Below are 16,468 nucleotides of genomic sequence, written 5' to 3'. Positions count from 1 at the left end.
ACGACCTATGGGAGGGCCGACAGCGTCCCCCGCCCGCGGTTGTTCCGGGGAACAAACACACGGCGCTAAACTGCGGGAATGGACTTCTCGGGCGTGGTGGCGGCGATCCACGCCCGGCTTCCGGAACTCGGCGAACGGCTCGCGGAGCGCATCCGCTCGGACGTCGAGGCCTACCGGGACGAGACGCTCATCCCCTTCGACTCCCTGCGCCGCTCGTGCACCGCCAACGCCGACCTGGTCCTCAGACACTTCCATCCCGCCGAGGCCCCGGACCCCGGCCCGGCCCGGGAGACCGGCCGCATCCGCGCCGAGTACGGCATGCCGCTCGCCGACACCCTGCACGCCTACCGGATCGGCTTCGAGTTCCTGTGGTCGCGGATCCTCGAGGAGGCACGCGCCCATCCGGAGGTCTCCGACACCGAGCTGGTGGCCGGGTCCGCCCAGATCTGGGCGCTGTTCGGCCGCTACGCCGAGGCGGTGGCGGAGGCCCATCGGGAGACCACCGCCGAACTGTCCCTGCAACGCCAGGCCCGGCGCTCGGCGCTGGTGGAAGCGCTCCTCACGGGCGCCATCGCCGACCGCACGACCCTGTGGGAGGCCGCCCGCGAGCTGGGCATGCCCGAGCGCGGACCGTACGCGGTCGTCGCCGCCGAATCCGTCGCGCCGGGCACGGGGCCCCTGACCGGGACGGAGGCGGCCCTGCGGCAGGCGGGTCTGCCGTCCGCCTGGCGGTTGCTGCCCGACCAGCAGATCGGTCTGGTCGCCCTGGCCACGCCGGCCGCGGAGCACGCCGCCGTGCGCATCCTGCGGCGCGCGCACGCCCGCGTGGGCCTCAGCCCCGGCTTCGGCTCCCTCCGCGACACCCCGCAGGCGCTGCGGTTCGCCCGGCTGGCCCTGGCCGGCCTCCCGGGCGCCGGGCCGGGTGTCGCGCGGTTCGACGACGACCCTTTCGCCATGGTGATCGCCGCCGCCCCGGCGGAAGCGGCGCACCTGGTGACGGTCGCCCTGGGGCCCGTCCTCGACCTGCCCGCCCCGGAACGCGCCCGTCTCCTGGAAACCCTGGAGCACTGGTTCGCCGCGGCCGGCTCCGCGGCCGGCGCGGCCCGCAGCCTCTTCGTGCACCCCAACACCGTCCGCTACCGGCTGCGCCGCGTCGAGGAGCTGACCGGCCGCACTCTCTCCGACCCGCGGACGGCGGCGGACTTCCGTGCCGCACTCCTCGCGGTCACCCGTCCGGTCGGCCATGTGACGGCATGACGCTTCGTCCGCGCGGGTGAACGCGGGCGAATCACCGGCTGGGTCCGGCACCGCTCCCCTCCGCGGCCCGGACCATTCGGCTGGGGTTCGGGTTTCCGCCACCGCGTTTCCGTTACCCGGTTTGCGTCACCCGGTTTGCGTCACCGAGGAGAACAGGATGCCGATCGATACCATCGAGCGATTCTTGGCCGCCCTGAGCCCGCACGACCGGGAAGAGGTCCAGCGGGAGTCACGCGAGGAGCAGGAGAGACTCGCCGCCGCGTGGGAGACGGAGCTCCAGGTGGACACCGACCTGGACACGCTGAGCGAGCTGTCGCCCGCCGCCGCCGAGAGCGAGGCGGCGGCGCGCGTCATGAGGGGACGCTTCGAATAACCGAGCCGCCCTGCGGGGCCTCAGTGCCCGGCGGTCATCGGCACGGCCTGCCCGCTGACCCGGGTTCGGGAGTCCTGCGGGGTCACGTCGATCAGCAGGTCGCTGGGGCGCCCCATGTCCTCCCCCTGGCGGACGGTGATCGTGGCCGGTCCGGTGACCAGGCCCAGCGTGCGCAGGTATCCGCCGAAGGCCGCCGCCGCGGCTCCCGTCGCCGGATCCTCCACCACGCCGCCGACGGGGAAGGGGTCCCTGGCGTGGAAGCGTTCCGGCGACTCCCGCCAGACCAGATGCACGGTGGTCCATCCATGACGGCTCATCAGTTCGGCGAGACCGTCGAAGTCGTACTCCAGGTCCGCCAGCCGCTCGCGGGTGGCGGCGGCCAGCACCAGATGGTCGTTCCCGCCGAACGCCACGTGCGGCGGCAGTGCCGCGTCGAGATCGCCCGGGGCCCAGCCCAGGGCCTTGAGCGCCGGCTCCAGTTCGGTGTCGGTGGCGGGACGTGAACGCGTCGGAACGCTCGTCAGGGTGGCCCGTACGGTGCCGTCGTCGCCCACGCCGGTGGCCACCGGTATCTCACCCGCCGGGGTGTCCAGGACGATGTCGCCCGCGCCCAGCCGCTCGGCGAGGGCGACCGCCAGGGCGACGGTGGCGTGCCCGCAGAACGCCACCTCGGCGAGTGGGCTGAAGTAGCGGACCTGGAACCGCCGGGCCGCTTCGTCACGTCGGGTCACGAAGGCCGTCTCGGAGTAGCCTACGTCGGCGGCGATCGCGAGCATCGCGGCGTCGTCGAGCCCGGAGGCGTCGAGCACCACGCCGGCCGGGTTGCCGCCCGCGGGATCGTGGGTGAAGGCCGCGTAGCGCAGGGTCTCGGTGAGCGGTCCGGGCTGGTTCGCGGGACGCGCCCCGTCGTTGTCGGTGGTCATGGCCCAACGTTGCCACATGGCGCGGCGGTTCCTCCCCCTCGTCGCTCCCGCGTGGCAGTCGATCCGGAACGGGCCGGGCGCCGTACAACCAATCGGTCGTGCCGGAGGTCATAGGGGTGACGCATCGTGGGAAAACGCCACAGCAAGGGGGAAATCATGCACAAGGGACGACAGATCGCGGCTGCGGCGGCCGTGCTGGTGGCAGTGGGATCTCTGGGCCTGGCGGCCCCGGCGGCATCCGCCGCCGGCCGAACCGCCGGCACGGCCGCGACCGCGTGCCCGACGGGCTGGGGCAGCCTGCCCGAGCAGGGCACGGCCGAGGTGGCGCCGCACTCGCTGACCGGCATCCGGACCGGGCGGCACGACTGCTACGACCGCCTCGTCCTCGACGTCGGTTCGGGCACCGGCCCGCTGGCCTACTCCGTCGCGTACGTCGACGTGTTCCACCAGGATCCGTCCGGCGCGGTGATACCGGTCTCCGGCGGGGCGATCCTCGACATCCGTGTCGGCGCCACCGCGTACGACCCGGAGACCGGCCACACGACCTATCCCGGCCGGCCCGGCAAGGCACTGCCCGGCGTCGACCTGACGGGCTACCGCACCTTCCGTGACACGAAGTTCGGCTCCAGCTTCGAAGGCGTCACGCAGGTCGGACTCGGGGTGCGGGCGCGGCTTCCGTTCCGGGTGCTCACACTGCCCGACCGGCTGGTGGTGGACGTCGCCCACAGCTGGTGAGCGGCACGGCTCCCGTCAGTGACGACTCGGCGCCGCGGAGTCGGGCGGCCGGAAGCAGGCGTGGACGATCTTCCCGTCGGGGCAGGGACGCGCCTGCCAGGTGTCGGCCAACGCGTCGATGAGGAGCATGCCCCGCCCGCCCGTGCGCTCGGCGGAGGGCGGGCGGGGAGTGGGCAGCAGCGGGGAGGAGTCGTGGACGGACACGTGCAGGCACCGGCTGTCCCACGTCAGCACGAGGTGCGCGGTGCTGTGCGCGTGCACATGGGCGTTGGTGACCAGTTCGGAGATGGTCAGCAGCACGTCGTCCACCGTGTCGGGTGCCGACTCCGTCCAGCCCAGTGAGCGCAGATGGCCTCGCGCCCAGTCGCGCGCCGTCTTGACACTGCTGTCGAGCGGCAGCGAACGTGCCCAGCCCACCGCCCTCAGTGAAGAATCGCTCACACCGGTCGCCTCCCTGCCGTGGCCGTGTCAGCGCATATACCCGTCCGGCCGGCTTTGACGCGAGGGCGCGGCCAGGACCGCGTCCCGGCGGAACGCCCCGTCGAGTCGGGGTTCCACCGCGAAGCGGAAGACGCGGCGTACCGGAGCGGTGCACAGCGCGGTGACCACCAGGCCCGCGACGAGGGTGGCGGTGAGCTCGCCGAAGGGCTCACGACTCCAGCCGGACCGGGACCAGTTCCAGTGGTTCGCGGCCTGGACGACGAAGCCGTGCAGCAGATAGCCGTAGAGGGTGCCCGCGCCCAGCGCGGTGAACCAGGTGCGACGGCCGGGCACCCAGGCGAGGAAGCAGGCGACCAGGGTCAGGGAGCAGCCGAAGACGGCCAGGGTCATGACCGGCCCGTACCAGGAGGGCACGCCCAGCTCCGCGGCGCTGTCGCGGTGGAAGAACCAGGCGTAGTCGAACCGGGGGGCCGCCCAGTAGGCCAGGGCGAGCGCGCCCGCGAAGACGCCGGCCGCCACGACCCGCACCGCGCGGCGGCGCACCAGCAGGAAGTGCTCCGGCCGCAGGCACAGACCCAGCACGAAGTAGGGCAGGAACTGCAAGGTCCGCTGGAGGTCGAGGTCGCTTCCTATGGACGGCGACAGCGTCGCCAGCGCCGCGAGGCCGAGCGCGAGCGGCAGCGGATGGCGCACCCGCTGCCACAGCGGCGTGGTCAGCCGCCAGATGAACAACGCGGCCAGGAACCAGGTCAGGTACAGCGGGTCGAGCAGGCTGACCGGCCGGTCCCAGGCCCCGTCGCTCCACCTGGTGAAGAGGGTGTACGCCGTCTCGAAGACGACGTAGGGCACGACGAGCCCGGCGACGAGGCGCTTGATCTTCGAGGGACTCGCGTCGAAACCGCGTGAGAAGTAGCCGGAGACGATGACGAACGCCGGCATGTGGAAGGCGTAGACGACCGTGTAGAGCGCGGTGACCGCACGGCTGCCGGAACGCAGCGGCTCCCAGGCGTGTCCCATCGCCACCAGTACGATCGCCAGGTACTTGGCGTTGTCGAAGAAGGCGTCGCGCCCCTCGGCGCGAACGGGTGACGTGTGCGGTGCGGGCCCTGTCCCGCTCGCGGGGCTGCCATGGACGGATACGGCCTGTACGGTTTCGCTCACCGGGCCACCTGCGCAGGTTGCATCCCAGCCGTCTCACCGCTTCCGAACGACATAAACACCAGGTGGAGGGCACCGTGAACTGGCGTACACGGGCCGCCTGTCGGTACCGCCTTCGACCACTGACGCACGGCAGGCGCCCGGTTTCCGGCGGGTCGAGAATGGGAGGCATGGGGCGTCGGCCGGACCGCGCGGTGATCGTACGACGGTCGATCCAGGTCAGCTGCGCGGCGGGCACCGGCTTCCTCGTTCTCCTCTACGGCCTCGGGCAGCCCGTCGCGGCGCTCTACGCTCTCTTCGCGCCCATCGCGCTCGGCGTGCTGTCCGTCATCCCCGGGACCGGCCGTGAGCAGGCGTCGGTCACCTTGCGGACCCTGCCGTTCGGGGCACTTCTGGTCGCCCTGGGCACGGCGCTCGCGGCGAGCACCGCGGCGGCCGTGGCCGGGATGCTCGTCATCGGCTTCCTGCTGAGCTTCGCCGCGGTGGCCGGCCCCCGTCCGGCGGGAGCCGCGCCCGCGCTCCAGCTCTTCTACATCCTGGCGTGCTTCCCGCCCTACGCTCCGCAGACACTGGGCGCCCGGCTGACCGGACTGGCCGTGGGCGTCGTCCTCATCGCGCTGTGCCAGGCCCTGCTCCTGCCCGGACCGCCTGCCGAGAGCTATCGGCGGCGTCTCGCCGACGCGCTGGAGACGGCGGCCCGGGCGGCGGCCGAACCGGGGCACGCCTCGCTCACCCACCTGCGCGACCGCGGCGAGGCGTTGCGGGCGTCGCACGTCGCGCCCGGTGAGCGCCCGGCCGGCGCGGGCCGCCGGGACCGGGCGCTCTCGCACGCCGGTGCCGCCGCCCGCCGGATGCTGGACCACCTCGCGTCCCTGGCCACGGCGTCCGCGCCGGCCGGGACACCTCCCGTGCCGGACCGCTCGTCGGCGGCCCTCCTCGACCGGGTCGCCTCGATGTGCGCCGCCACGAGCACGGCCCTGCGCACCGGCGGGCAGCCACCGGCGGCCGGGCCGCTGGAGCAGGCGATACGGCGGTTCCAGGCGGACCGGATGCGGTGCGCCGCCGATCCGGCGGATCCGGGCCCCGGCCCGGACGGCCGGCGGCGGCAGGCGATCGTGCTGGCCCTGGCCGAGTCCACCTGGATCGTGGTGGTCGCCGTGGGTGTCGCCGCCGGCCGCGGTCCGTGGCCGCACCCGCCGCACGAGTTCTTCTGGTACGCGGACCGGTCCACTGCCTGGCTGTGGGCGACCCGGCTCGCCGGCAACATGACGCCCCGCTCGGTGTGGTTCCAGAACGCCGTGCGGGTCGCCTGCGGTCTCGCGGCGGCCCGGCTCGTCGCCGGAAGCCTCGACCTCACCCACGGATTCTGGGTCCTCCTGGCGGTCCTCACCCTGGGGCGCACCACGGCCGGCGCCACCTGGCAGGCCGTACGCCAGGCCGTGGCCGGCACCCTGGTCGGAGCCGTCGCGGCCGGCGCGCTGCTCCTGGCGGTCGGCCCCCACCAGGACGCCGGTGCCGTCCTGCTCGTGCCCGGCATGCTCATCGCCTTCACACTGGGACCCCTGCTCGGCATCGCCTACGCGCAGGGGCTGTTCACGCTGGTGGTCTCCCTCGTCTTCGCCCAGATCGCCCCCACCACCTGGCGGCTGTCCGAAGTCCGCCTGGCCGATGTCGTCACCGGCAGCGCCATCGGCCTGGTGTGCGGACTGCTGGCCTGGCCGGCGGGAGCCCGCCGGGAGGTCCACCGGACCATGGCGAGCCTGCTGCGCTCGTGCGGCGCGCTGATCCCCGTCACGGTCGACACCGTGCTGTCCTCCCCGGACCGGCGCCCCTCCCCGCCCCGGACCTGGCCGGTCGAGCGGCACCTGCGGCTGGCGGAGTCCGCCTACGCGCAGTTCTGCGGCGAGCCGCCCGCGAACCGGGAAGGCGTGCGCGCCGACTGGCACGCGGTCCTCGTCGTGGCGTACACGACCGTACTGGGGGCACAACGGCTGCCGCGCTTCGAGGAGACGCCGGGCGAGGTGCCGGGGACGACGAGCGCCTGGACCCGCCGGACGGCCGCGCGGCTCGGGGCGGACGCCGACCGGATCGCCGAACTCCTCGGCCGGGCCCGGTGCACCGCGTCCGGCCGTGCCCCGCACGCCCCGCCACCGCCGTCCCGTCCGGCCCTGCCCACGGTCGTCGATCTCGAAGTGTGGCTGACGGGCATCGACAGCCAGTTCACCGGCATCGAACGCTCGCTGTCGGCACCCCGGACGCCCGCCGGATAGCGCTCACCGGACCGCCCTCGGCCCGGCGGTCAGCATGTGTCCGCCGAGGAGCACACTCCACAGCGGGAACGCCAGCTCCAGCCAGGCCACGTCGCCGGTACCGATGATCAGTGCCATTCCGACCAGCCAGCCCAGCCACACCAGGGCGCGCGGCAGCACGCGCAGCCGGTGGCCGATGGTGGAGGTGCACAGCACGAACACCGCGGCCATGCGCATCGAGTACTCGGTCAGCAGGGCGTAGGCGAGGCTGTGGCCGTAGCCCCACAGCGGCCGGTTCGTGTCGCCGGCGGTGGCCAGCATCCCCCCGGCGGCCGCGGCCCCGCACAGCAGAACGGCCGTGAACACCAGCCCGCTGCCGATGAAGACGGTGGCGAAGAACCTGTCCTCGCGCTCCCCGATCCGGTCCCGTACCGCGGCGAGGAACCACAGGAAGGCGATCCCCGCGAACGGCACCAGGTCCAGCGCGACCTGGACGGCCGCGCGCCGCGACGAGCCGGTCAGCCAGGGGCCGGCGTCCGCCGGATGCGCCGGCAGCGCGAGTCTGACCAGCACGATGGCGGTCCCCAGCAGCAGGCCGAAGAGGATCCCCGCGAGCCCGGCCGCCCGGGGTGTGCTGAGCGCGTCCGCCGAGGGCGGTGGCACCGTGGGCTCCGCCCTCGTCACCGCCGACCGGAGCGCGTCGCGTGTCCCGGCGCCCCTGCCGCGGCGGGCGCGGCGGGCGCGGTCACCACGTCCACGTCGTTCGCCCGGACGTAGGCGAGCCGGTGGCCGAACTGGATCTCGTAGTACTGCTCCTGGCCGTTGATCACCGGGTTGGGTGTCTGCACGAAGGAGGATCTGTCGACGTCGGTACCGGTGAGGCTGGACTGCGTCACATACCGCTGGCCCGCGAGGACGCTGTACGGAAGCGGTGACTCGGTCTGCTCCGGGAACCCGTCCGGGTAGGCCTCCTCCTCCGGGAGGGCACGCCCGAACACCGGGATCTCGCTCAGGCCTTCCTTCGGAGTCACCATCCGGCCGCTCGCGCCGACGGCCGTCGGGTGTTTCCTCGGGTTGTTGAACCACGCCTTGCGGCCCAGGTACCAGATCGCCGTCCAGTCGCCGCTGCGGTCGGCGACCGCGTAGGTCTGGCCGGTGGAGACCCGTGACCCCAGGTCGCTGACGTCCTCCGTGGAGTCCTCGCCGTTCGGACGGCGGCCGATGTCCTGGATCAGCGGGGCGTCCTCGCGCGGCTCGGTGTGCAGGCGGACGGCGCTCGAGCCGTGCGGCGCGCACGGCACACCGCTGCCCTTGCAGCCCGTGTACCGCGGTTTGTAGGTGGCGTAGTCCGGCAGCACCATCACCATGGCGCTGTCCGGCCCGGCCGTGGCACGCAAGGGTGCGCCGAGGAGGTCGAAGTAGTGCCGCCAGTCCCAGTACGGGCCGGGGTCCTCGTGCATGTCGGGGATGGACGAACCGGTCGGCGCCGGTACGTTGTCATGGCCGAAGATGTGCTGCCGGTCGAGCGGGATGCCGTACTTCTTCGCCAGGTAACGCACCAGGCGGGCCGAGGCCCGGTACATCTTCTCCGAGTACCAGGCGTCGGGCTGCGTGAGGAACCCCTCGTGCTCGATGCCGATCGAGTGGGCGTTCACGAACTGGTTGCCGGAGTGCCAGGCCGAGTCCTTGGTCCTGATGTGCTGGGTGACATGGCCGTCGCCGGAGCGGATCGAGTAGTTCCACGACGCCTCGGTCGGGTCCTGCACCGTCTGGAACATGGACTTCAGGGACGCCTCGGTGTCGTGGATGACGATGTACTCGATCTTCTCGTCCCAGGGCCGGTCGGCCAGGTCGTGGTTCCCGTAGGCGTCGCCGGTCTGCTCGTACGGCGCGCTGAGCCAGGAGCAGGCCAGCTCCGCCGGGCACTCGACCTCCTTCGGTCGCTTCTCCGCCGGACGGGGGGCGTGCGGACGCACCTTGGGGTCGGCGGGGAGCGTGACGTTCTGCGCCGCGTCGGTGATGCGGTGGGCACCCTTGCTGATCACCCCGAACACGTCGTTGGCATAGGTCGCCGCCTCGTCCGTGTCGCTGGTGCCCGAGAAGCGCGCCACCGCGTCCCACCAGTCCGTCGGGTTGTCGCTGAGCGGCTTGCCGAGCTGTCGTTGGGTCGCCGCCAGCAGGGCGGCCCCGCCGCGCACGTTGGCGGTGGTGTCGGTGCGCAGCCGCTTCGCCGGTACCCCGATCAGGTCGGCGGCGCGGCGCAGTTCGGCCGGCGGCTGGGCGCGGCCCGGATCGGGCGGCTGCGCGGGCGGCCCGGCGGCCCGCCCCGGGACGGCGTCCACCAGGTGCATCGGCCCGTAACCGCCGCTCACGCTCGCCGCGCCCGGATGGGAGTCCCAGCGCGACTGGAGATAGGACACGCCCATCAGTACGCTGCGCGGCACGTGGAACTCGTCCGCGGCGGCCGTGAAGTCGTTCTGCAGGTGCTGGTCGGCCGCCTCCTCGGAATCGGACGGTGGGAAGGCCAGTACCGGAATCAGGAGCGCTGCCGACGCTGCCACACAGGCCGTCAGGCGGTGCTCGCGTACGGCGATGAGGACACGGGGGGCGACGCGTCTTCTCATGGCAGATGTCTCCAACGGGCTCGTCGCGACAGGACAAGCGCAAGCAGGGCAAGGAAAGTTGCCCTTTACGCCACCCCTCGTACGTTTCCGTGCTCCGCGCGCCGCGTCGCGCCGAACGTCGACCACGTGGACCAGCCGCCCGGCACACGCCACTCGGTCGGCGGCAGTACGCGGGCCGCGGCGGCCGGGCGGCTCAGTCCTCGACCGGGTCGGTCCGCCAGTCGGGGTGCCCGGGCATGGGCGGGGTGTGTTCCCCGTACAGCCACGGCGTCAGAAACGGTTTCAGATCCCTGCCCGCGACCTCGGAGGCGAGCGCGACGAAGTCCGCGGTGCCGGCGGCCCGGCCCCGGTACCTCGTCACCCAGGACCGCTCGATCCGGCCGAAGGTCTCCTCACCGACCTCCTCCCGCAGGGCGTACAGCACCAGCGCCGAGCCGTCGTACCTGATCTGGCGGAACAGGGTCGGCTCGGTGGGTTCGGCGGGCGCCCCGTCGTCGTGCCGCCACTGGTCGTGCCGCTCGTACGCCGCCCGCATCGCGGCCTCCATGCTGTCGCCGCCGTGCGTGTCGGAGTACAGGCGTTCGTAGAACTGGGCGTGCCCCTCGCTCAGCCACAGGTCGGACCACCGTCGGATGGCGACGCTGTCCCCGGTCCAGTGGTGGGTCAGTTCGTGCACGAGGTTGCGTTCGGCGTGGACCCGGTCGCCCAGCAGATCGGCGCTCGGCAGGACGGACAGCGACTGCGTCTCCAGGGCCACCGGCAGGGCGGTGTCCCCGACCAGCACCCCGTACCGGCCGAAGGGGTACGGGCCCAGCCGCCGCTCCAGCCAGGCCAGATGCCCGGGGGTGAGCGAGCGGTAGGCCTCGGTGCCGGTGACCAGGTCCTCGGGGACCACGTCCCGGACGGGCAGCCCGTGCGGGCCGGTGGTGTCGACGACCGCGAACCTTCCGATCGCCATCTGGACCAGCTGGGCCGCGACGGGCTGCTCGGAGTCGTACGTCCACCGGGTGCGTCCGTCGGGCCGCCGGACGCGTTCGACGAGCCGGCCGGTCGCGACGGCGCTGACGCCCGGCGGGGTGGTGATGCGGAAGGTGACCGGTGCGCGCAGGCTCGGATGGTCGTCGGCCGGGAAGATCATTTTGGCGCCGTCGGGCTGCGGGCACAGCACGGTGCCGTCGGGCGTGGGCACCCAGCCGTAGTCCGCGATCGCGTCGCCGCGGTGCCGTTGCCGCGTCGGGTCGGCGGTGTAGGCGACCCGCACGGTGAAGCCGGCGCCCCGGGGGATCGGCTTCGCGGGGGTGATCACGAGTTCGTCGCCTTCGCGTGCGGTGGTCGCCGGCACGCCGTCGACGGTGACCGTGCGCAGGGTGTTGCCCGCGAAGTCGAGGTCGAAGCGGGACAGGGCCTGGGTGGCGGTGGCGCTGATGGTGGTGGCGGCGTCGAAGGGGGTCCGGGGCGCCCGCCAGTCGAAGCCGAGGGTGTAGCGGCGGACTTTGTAGCCGCCGTTGCCGTCGAGCGGCAGGAGCGGGTCGCCGATGCCGGGGGCGCCGGGGGAGGGGGCCGCGCCGGACGAGGCGGCGGAGGGGCCGGGGGCGGGGGAGCGGCGGCCCCCGTGCTGGAGGGTGCCGACCAGGACGCCGGCACCGGCGACGGCGCCGGCGACGGCCAGGGCGAGCAGCCTGCGCTTGGTGAGGGAGGTGCCGGCGATCGTGATCCGCATAGCCGCACTATCGGCCGCACCGTCGTCGGCGCCCGCGATTCATGAGACGCGCCGCGCCAGTTCTCACACATATGGTCATAAAACGTGTCTTATTTATTCATGCAGACACACACACGGCGCACAGTGCTCGGTGCCTCGATCGTGGCCGGCGGCTCGGGGATCCTGACCGCATGCTCCGGGTCCGCACCCCTCTCGGAGCCCGGCTCCCACCCGGCGGACAGCCCCCACGCCCGCCCGGCTCCCCGCCCGGCGCCGGGCTCCCGTCCCGGAACCGGCACGGCCGGCCACCAAGGCGAGGCATTCGTTCCCAGGGGGCCCGCGGGGTACGTGAACCCGTCCGATCCCGAGGTCCTCGAGGCCGAACGGGAACGTGGTCAGGGACCGGTGCGCAGGTTCCGGCTCACCGCTGATGAAACGTTCCTTGACCTGGGCGGGCTGATGGTCAGGTCATGGGCGTACAACGACAGACTGCCCGGCCGGGAGGTGCGGATCCACGCGGGTGACATCCTCGACCTCACGCTCGCCAACCGGCTGCCCCGGTCGACCACACTGCACTCGCACGGGGTGCGGATGCGCTGCGACATGGACGGCGTACCGGGCCTGACCCAGCGCTCCATCCAGTCCGGCGAGGACTACAACTACCGCTTCGCCGTGGTCCACCCCGGCACCTACTGGCTGCACTCCCACACGGGGCTGCAACTGGACCGCGGCCTGTACGCGCCGCTCATCGTCGAGGACCCCAGGGAGCCCTTGTCGTACGACAAGGAGTGGGTGGTCGTCCTGGACGACTGGCTGGACGGCGTGCAGGGCTCCACCCCGGACGCGGTGCTCGCGGAACTGCACCACGGCAAGCGTGCGCCGATGGGCATGGACATGGGGGAGGACGAGGAACACGGCACGGAACACGACGGTTCCGGCCACGAGACCTGGGACGAATCGGGGGACTGGGACCCCGGCAGGTCCAAGAGCCCCTCCCGGCTGCTCCACGACTCCCACAGCCGCATGCTGCACAGCGAGGGCGGCAGCGTCGACTACCCGTTCTACCTGGTCAACGGGCGTCTCGCGCACGAGCCTTCGGTCTTCCGGGCCCGCCCCGGGGACCGCATCCGGCTGCGCATCATCAACGCCGGCGCCGAGACGGCCTTCCGGGTCGCCCTGGGCGGCCACGAGATGACGGTGACGCACACGGACGGCTACCCGGTCGAGCACAAGCGGACGGACGCGCTGCTGCTGGGGATGGCCGAGCGCTACGACGTGCTGATCACCGCCAAGGACGGGGTGTTCCCGCTGGTCGCGCTGGCGGAGGGCAAGAACGGCAGGGCGCTGGCGGTGCTGCGTACCGGAGGCGGGGGCATGCCCCGCTCCTCCGTGCACCCGGATGAACTAGAGGGGAAGGTCGTGCCGGCCAGACGGCTCGTGCCGGACGAGTCCGTCGCCCTGTGCCACCGGGAGCCGGACCGTGAGATGCGGATCAGGCTGACCGGCAACATGAGGGCCTTCAACTGGGGCTTCGACCACCGGCCCTACTCCGTCGAGGAGCGCCGTCCGGTCCGGCAGGGTGAACGGGTCCGGCTGACCCTCATCAACGCCACCGACATGTGGCATCCCGTGCACCTGCACGGCCACACGTTCGCCCTGCGCGGCCTCGACGGGCTCGGGGCCCGCAAGGACACCTCCATCCTGATGCCGCACCGCAAGATGGTCGTCGACTTCAACGCCGACAACCCGGGCCTGTGGATGCTCCACTGCCACAACCAGTACCACTCCGAGTCCGGAATGATGACCATCCTCGGTTACCGGAAGTGACGGCGTGCCGGCCGCCCCGGTGGGCGGCCGGCCGGAGTGTCCTCAGGCCGAGGGCACCAGGGAGAAGACCACCCGCTTCCCGGTGGTGGTGTTCTCCCGCTCGTTGAGCCCCCACAGGCGTCCCGACGACGGGGCGTAGGAGAGGTTCTGGGTCAGCGGCGGGGCATGGGTGAGGACGTGCGGGGCGGCGCCCGGCAGCGCTCGGTGGATGCAGTACGGCACGTCGGAGTCGGTGGTGCCCGCCGTCTCGGGGCACTCGCCGCTGAAGTAGTAGTAGGTGCCGTCGGTGGCGGCTCCCTGCACCTTCCAGATCGGCACGGTGTAGGCCCCGGTCGCCGTGACCGTCCCGGTGTAGTCGTTCGCGGTGTCGGTGTCCGGCAGCGCCGTGCTCGCGTTCAGCGGCCAGCGGATCAGCGGGCCACCGCCCTTGGTGGCGATCTGCGAGGTGACCAGGGCGTCCGGAGAGGACTTCCGGTCCAGGCTGAGCGAGGTCAGGCACGGCCGCGTGGCGTCGCAGGGGTCACCCGTGCTGCCGGTGAAGTAGATGCCGGCCATGGGCAGCGCCCAGTTGTGGTAGCGGGCCGAGGACTTGCCGCCCGGCAGGATGCCGACCTGGTCGGTGGAGGTGTCGCTCATCTTCCACAGGTGCCGCAGGTCGTAGACCTGGAGCTGGTGTCCGGTGGCGACGAAGAGCTTGTTGCCGTACCAGGTGACACCGTCGGCGTGGCCGCTCAGCACGTCCATCCCGGACCGGTCACCGGCCCCGCCCACCGGGCGGAAGGTGTAGCCGCTGCCGGTGGAGTACGGGTCGACCAGCAGCACGTGCTGGTACGTGACCGAGGTGCCCGTGGACTCCGCGATGGTGATCCGGGCGTAGCCGTTGTCCGTGTAGTGCCAGGAGGCGATGTAGAGGTAGTGCCCGTTCCAGGTCCCGCCGGGCTGCGCGTCGTGCGAGCCGGTCAGTCCCTGGGGCGTCCAGTCGGCCGAGGTGTCGTCGGCCTGGTCCCAGCAGAAGCCGTCGTACTTGAGCGAGCCGTCCAGGTTGGTGTTGTGGCACAGCGCCGCCCGGCCGGCGTGGCCGCCGTCGGCGAGCACCTGTTCGGGCGAGGTGCGCACGGAGACGCTCCCCGACGCCTCGATGTGCTGGATCGCGTCACCACGGTCCGTGAAGTCCCCCGCCCGCATCTTGAAGCCACCGGGGTCGATCGGGGCCAGTACCGACGCGGCGGCCGCCGGGTGCGCCACGGACAGCGTGACGGCCGAGAGCAGCAGAGCCAGACACGCGCCGACCACCCCGCTCCACCGTCGATGTGTTGCGGACATGATTATGGTCATGTCCGCTGACGCTACATCAGCCCGCACAGACGCCTCACGGACGGCTCACGGGCGACTCACAGGCGGCGGGGCTCGGCCGGCTCAGGCCCGCGCGCCTCCGTCGACGGGGAGGACGGCGCCGGTCACGAAGGAGGCACGGTCGCTGAGGAGCCAGGCCGCGGCCTGCGCGATCTCGTCGGGGTCGGCCGGACGGCGCAGGGGGGTCGCGGCCTTGAGGCGTTCCAGGAGACCGGGTGATTCCGCCTCCCAGGCCCGGATCATGTCGGTCAGCGTGCCGCCGGGGGCGATGGCGTTGACGCGGATGCCCTCGGGGCCGTAGGTGACGGCGGCCGATTCGGTGAGGCTGTTGAGCGCCCGCTTCATCGCACCGTAGGCCGGGAGTTCGGGGTTGCCCCGCAGGCTGCCGACGGAGGAGTTGTTGACGATGGCACCCGTCCCGGCGGTGGCCCGGATGGCGGCGACCTCGGCGACCATGGCCAGCCACGGGCCCCTGAGGTTCACGGCGTAGACGTGGTCGAAGCCGGCCTCCGGCAGCCGGTCCATCGGGCCCGGCGGCTGGATCGTAGCCCCGTTGTTGAAGGCGACGTCGAGCCGCCCGTACAGGTCCACGGCGCGGTCGACGGCGGCGCGCACGCTGTCGGCGTCGGCCAGATCGCACACCACGTGGTCGGCGGTGCCACCCGCCGCCCGGACCTCCTCGGTCACCGCCTTCAGCTGGTCCTCGGTGCGGGCCGCGAGCAGCACCCGGGCGCCCTCCCGGGCGAACAGCCGCGCCGCGGCGGCGCCGATGCCGCGCCCGGCACCGGTGATGAAGGCGACCTTGCCGGCCAGCAGGCCGGGCGCGGCGGGAGCGGTGGCGGGAGTGGTGGTGTCGTCGGTCTGTGTGTTGTCCATGGCAGCGAGCCTGCGCCCGCCCGGCCGGGCCGATCCAGGCACCGGCAGTACCTGGATCGGCTCACCGGCACTCGGGCACACTCGAAAGGTGGACCGACGAGAACTGGCCGCCTTCCTGCGCAGCAGGCGGGAGCGGATCACCCCTGCCGATGTGGGGCTGCCCGCCGGGCCGCGCCGCCGCACTCCGGGACTGCGCCGGGAGGAGGCGGCGCAGTTGGCGTTCATCTCCACCGAGTACTACACGCGGCTGGAGCAGGCCCGCGGCCCGCGCCCCTCGCGCGAGGTGCTGGCCGGGCTGGCCCGGGCCCTGCGGCTGTCGGACGCCGAGCGCGACCACCTCCACCATCTCGCCGGCGCCCCGCCCGGCCCGCCGCCGGGACCCTCGCGCGAGGTCCGCCAGAGCATCCTCGACCTGCTGCGACGGCTGCCGCAGGCCGCGGCGATCGTGACGTCCGCGACGTACGAGGTGATCGCCTGGAACGATCTCGCGGCCGCCCTCATGGAGGACTTCTCCGCCCTGCCCCGGCGCGAGCGCAACCTGGTGCGCCGTGCCTTCCTCGGGCCGCATCGGCAGGGGCTGCGGCTCTACGGGCTGTCGGACGTGGACGCCTTCGGCCATGCCTCGGCCCAGCACCTGCGCGCCACCGCCGCCCGCTACCCCGACGATCCGGAAGTCACCGGGCTGGTGGGCGAACTCCTCCGCGGGAGCGCGGAGTTCGCCCGGCTGTGGGCCTCCCACGACGTGTCCGCCGCGCCCACCCTGATCAAGACCTTCCAGCACCCGCTGGTCGGCCCCGTCACCGTCAACTGCGACGTCCTGTCCATCACCGACCGCGACCAGCGGGTCGTGATCTACACCGCCGAACCCGGCTCACGGTCCGAGGAGGCGCTGCGGCTGCTGTCGGTCATCGGCACCCAGCGCATGGAGGTCACCGAGGGGTGAGGTGACCGGG

14 protein-coding genes are annotated in these 16,468 nt (G+C 72.7%); 6 read left to right on the top strand and 8 right to left on the bottom strand.

The features are described 5' to 3' along the window. Positions 1–78 precede the first annotated feature (78 nt). Positions 79–1,257: a helix-turn-helix domain-containing protein gene (locus tag ABZ915_RS02855; protein ID WP_361794678.1), complete on the top strand. Its 1,179-nt coding sequence runs from the start codon at positions 79–81 to the stop codon at positions 1,255–1,257. A gap of 157 nt (positions 1,258–1,414) precedes the next feature. Next, a complete protein-coding gene (locus ABZ915_RS02850) occupies positions 1,415–1,630 on the top strand; it encodes a hypothetical protein (protein WP_361794675.1) in 216 nt (71 codons plus the stop codon). 20 nt (positions 1,631–1,650) lie between these two features. Here ABZ915_RS02850 and ABZ915_RS02845 read toward each other — a convergent pair whose 3' ends face one another. Next, positions 1,651–2,553 carry a PhzF family phenazine biosynthesis isomerase gene (locus tag ABZ915_RS02845; RefSeq protein WP_361794672.1) on the bottom strand — a complete coding sequence of 301 codons (903 nt, stop codon included), beginning with the start codon at positions 2,551–2,553 and terminating at the stop codon, positions 1,651–1,653. A gap of 156 nt (positions 2,554–2,709) precedes the next feature. Between ABZ915_RS02845 and ABZ915_RS02840 the strand changes: the two genes are divergently transcribed. Further along, the gene (locus tag ABZ915_RS02840) at positions 2,710–3,288 is read left to right on the top strand and encodes a hypothetical protein (RefSeq protein ID WP_361794669.1); all 579 of its coding nucleotides are present in this window, start codon (positions 2,710–2,712) and stop codon (positions 3,286–3,288) included. A 15-nt stretch (positions 3,289–3,303) separates the two neighbouring features. Here the strand turns inward: ABZ915_RS02840 and ABZ915_RS02835 are convergent, their stop codons facing one another. Both ABZ915_RS02835 and ABZ915_RS02830 read right to left on the bottom strand, forming a co-directional pair. Next, a complete protein-coding gene (locus ABZ915_RS02835; protein WP_361794666.1) occupies positions 3,304–3,729 on the bottom strand; it encodes an ATP-binding protein in 426 nt (141 codons plus the stop codon). Positions 3,730–3,756: 27 nt separating this feature from the next. Then, a complete protein-coding gene (locus tag ABZ915_RS02830; RefSeq protein ID WP_361794663.1) occupies positions 3,757–4,890 on the bottom strand; it encodes a hypothetical protein in 1,134 nt (377 codons plus the stop codon). Between the two features lie 167 nt (positions 4,891–5,057). Between ABZ915_RS02830 and ABZ915_RS02825 the strand changes: the two genes are divergently transcribed. Continuing rightward, a complete protein-coding gene (locus tag ABZ915_RS02825) occupies positions 5,058–7,157 on the top strand; it encodes an FUSC family protein (RefSeq protein ID WP_361794660.1) in 2,100 nt (699 codons plus the stop codon). Between the two features lie 3 nt (positions 7,158–7,160). Here the strand turns inward: ABZ915_RS02825 and ABZ915_RS02820 are convergent, their stop codons facing one another. From ABZ915_RS02820 to ABZ915_RS02810, 3 genes are all read right to left on the bottom strand, one after another. After that, a complete protein-coding gene (locus ABZ915_RS02820) occupies positions 7,161–7,799 on the bottom strand; it encodes a hypothetical protein (protein ID WP_361794657.1) in 639 nt (212 codons plus the stop codon). Positions 7,800–7,816: 17 nt separating this feature from the next. After that, positions 7,817–9,760 (bottom strand): peptidoglycan recognition family protein, encoded by a 1,944-nt coding sequence (locus ABZ915_RS02815; protein WP_361794654.1) that lies wholly within the window; start codon positions 9,758–9,760, stop codon positions 7,817–7,819. Positions 9,761–9,953: 193 nt separating this feature from the next. Next, entirely contained in the window at positions 9,954–11,480 is a 1,527-nt protein-coding gene (locus ABZ915_RS02810; RefSeq protein ID WP_361794651.1) for a M1 family metallopeptidase, read from the bottom strand. A gap of 99 nt (positions 11,481–11,579) precedes the next feature. On the opposite strand from ABZ915_RS02810, the gene ABZ915_RS02805 reads away from it, so the two are divergent. After that, entirely contained in the window at positions 11,580–13,286 is a 1,707-nt protein-coding gene (locus ABZ915_RS02805; protein WP_361794648.1) for a multicopper oxidase family protein, read from the top strand. A 42-nt stretch (positions 13,287–13,328) separates the two neighbouring features. On the opposite strand, the gene ABZ915_RS02800 is transcribed toward ABZ915_RS02805, so the two are convergent. Next, positions 13,329–14,621, bottom strand: a complete 1,293-nt coding sequence (locus ABZ915_RS02800) for a hypothetical protein (RefSeq protein WP_361794645.1) — start codon at positions 14,619–14,621, stop codon at positions 13,329–13,331. Between the two features lie 81 nt (positions 14,622–14,702). Beyond that, positions 14,703–15,515, bottom strand: coding sequence for a glucose 1-dehydrogenase (locus ABZ915_RS02795; RefSeq protein WP_361794642.1), 813 nt, complete (start codon positions 15,513–15,515; stop codon positions 14,703–14,705). An 88-nt stretch (positions 15,516–15,603) separates the two neighbouring features. On the opposite strand from ABZ915_RS02795, the gene ABZ915_RS02790 reads away from it, so the two are divergent. Then, a complete protein-coding gene (locus tag ABZ915_RS02790) occupies positions 15,604–16,458 on the top strand; it encodes a helix-turn-helix transcriptional regulator (RefSeq protein ID WP_361794639.1) in 855 nt (284 codons plus the stop codon). The last annotated feature ends 10 nt before the right edge of the window (positions 16,459–16,468 follow it).

It is taken from the genome of Streptomyces sp. NPDC046915 (assembly GCF_040644935.1).
Taxonomy (GTDB): Bacteria; Actinomycetota; Actinomycetes; order Streptomycetales; family Streptomycetaceae; genus Streptomyces.
This window is presented reverse-complemented; position numbering and strand designations above follow the sequence as displayed.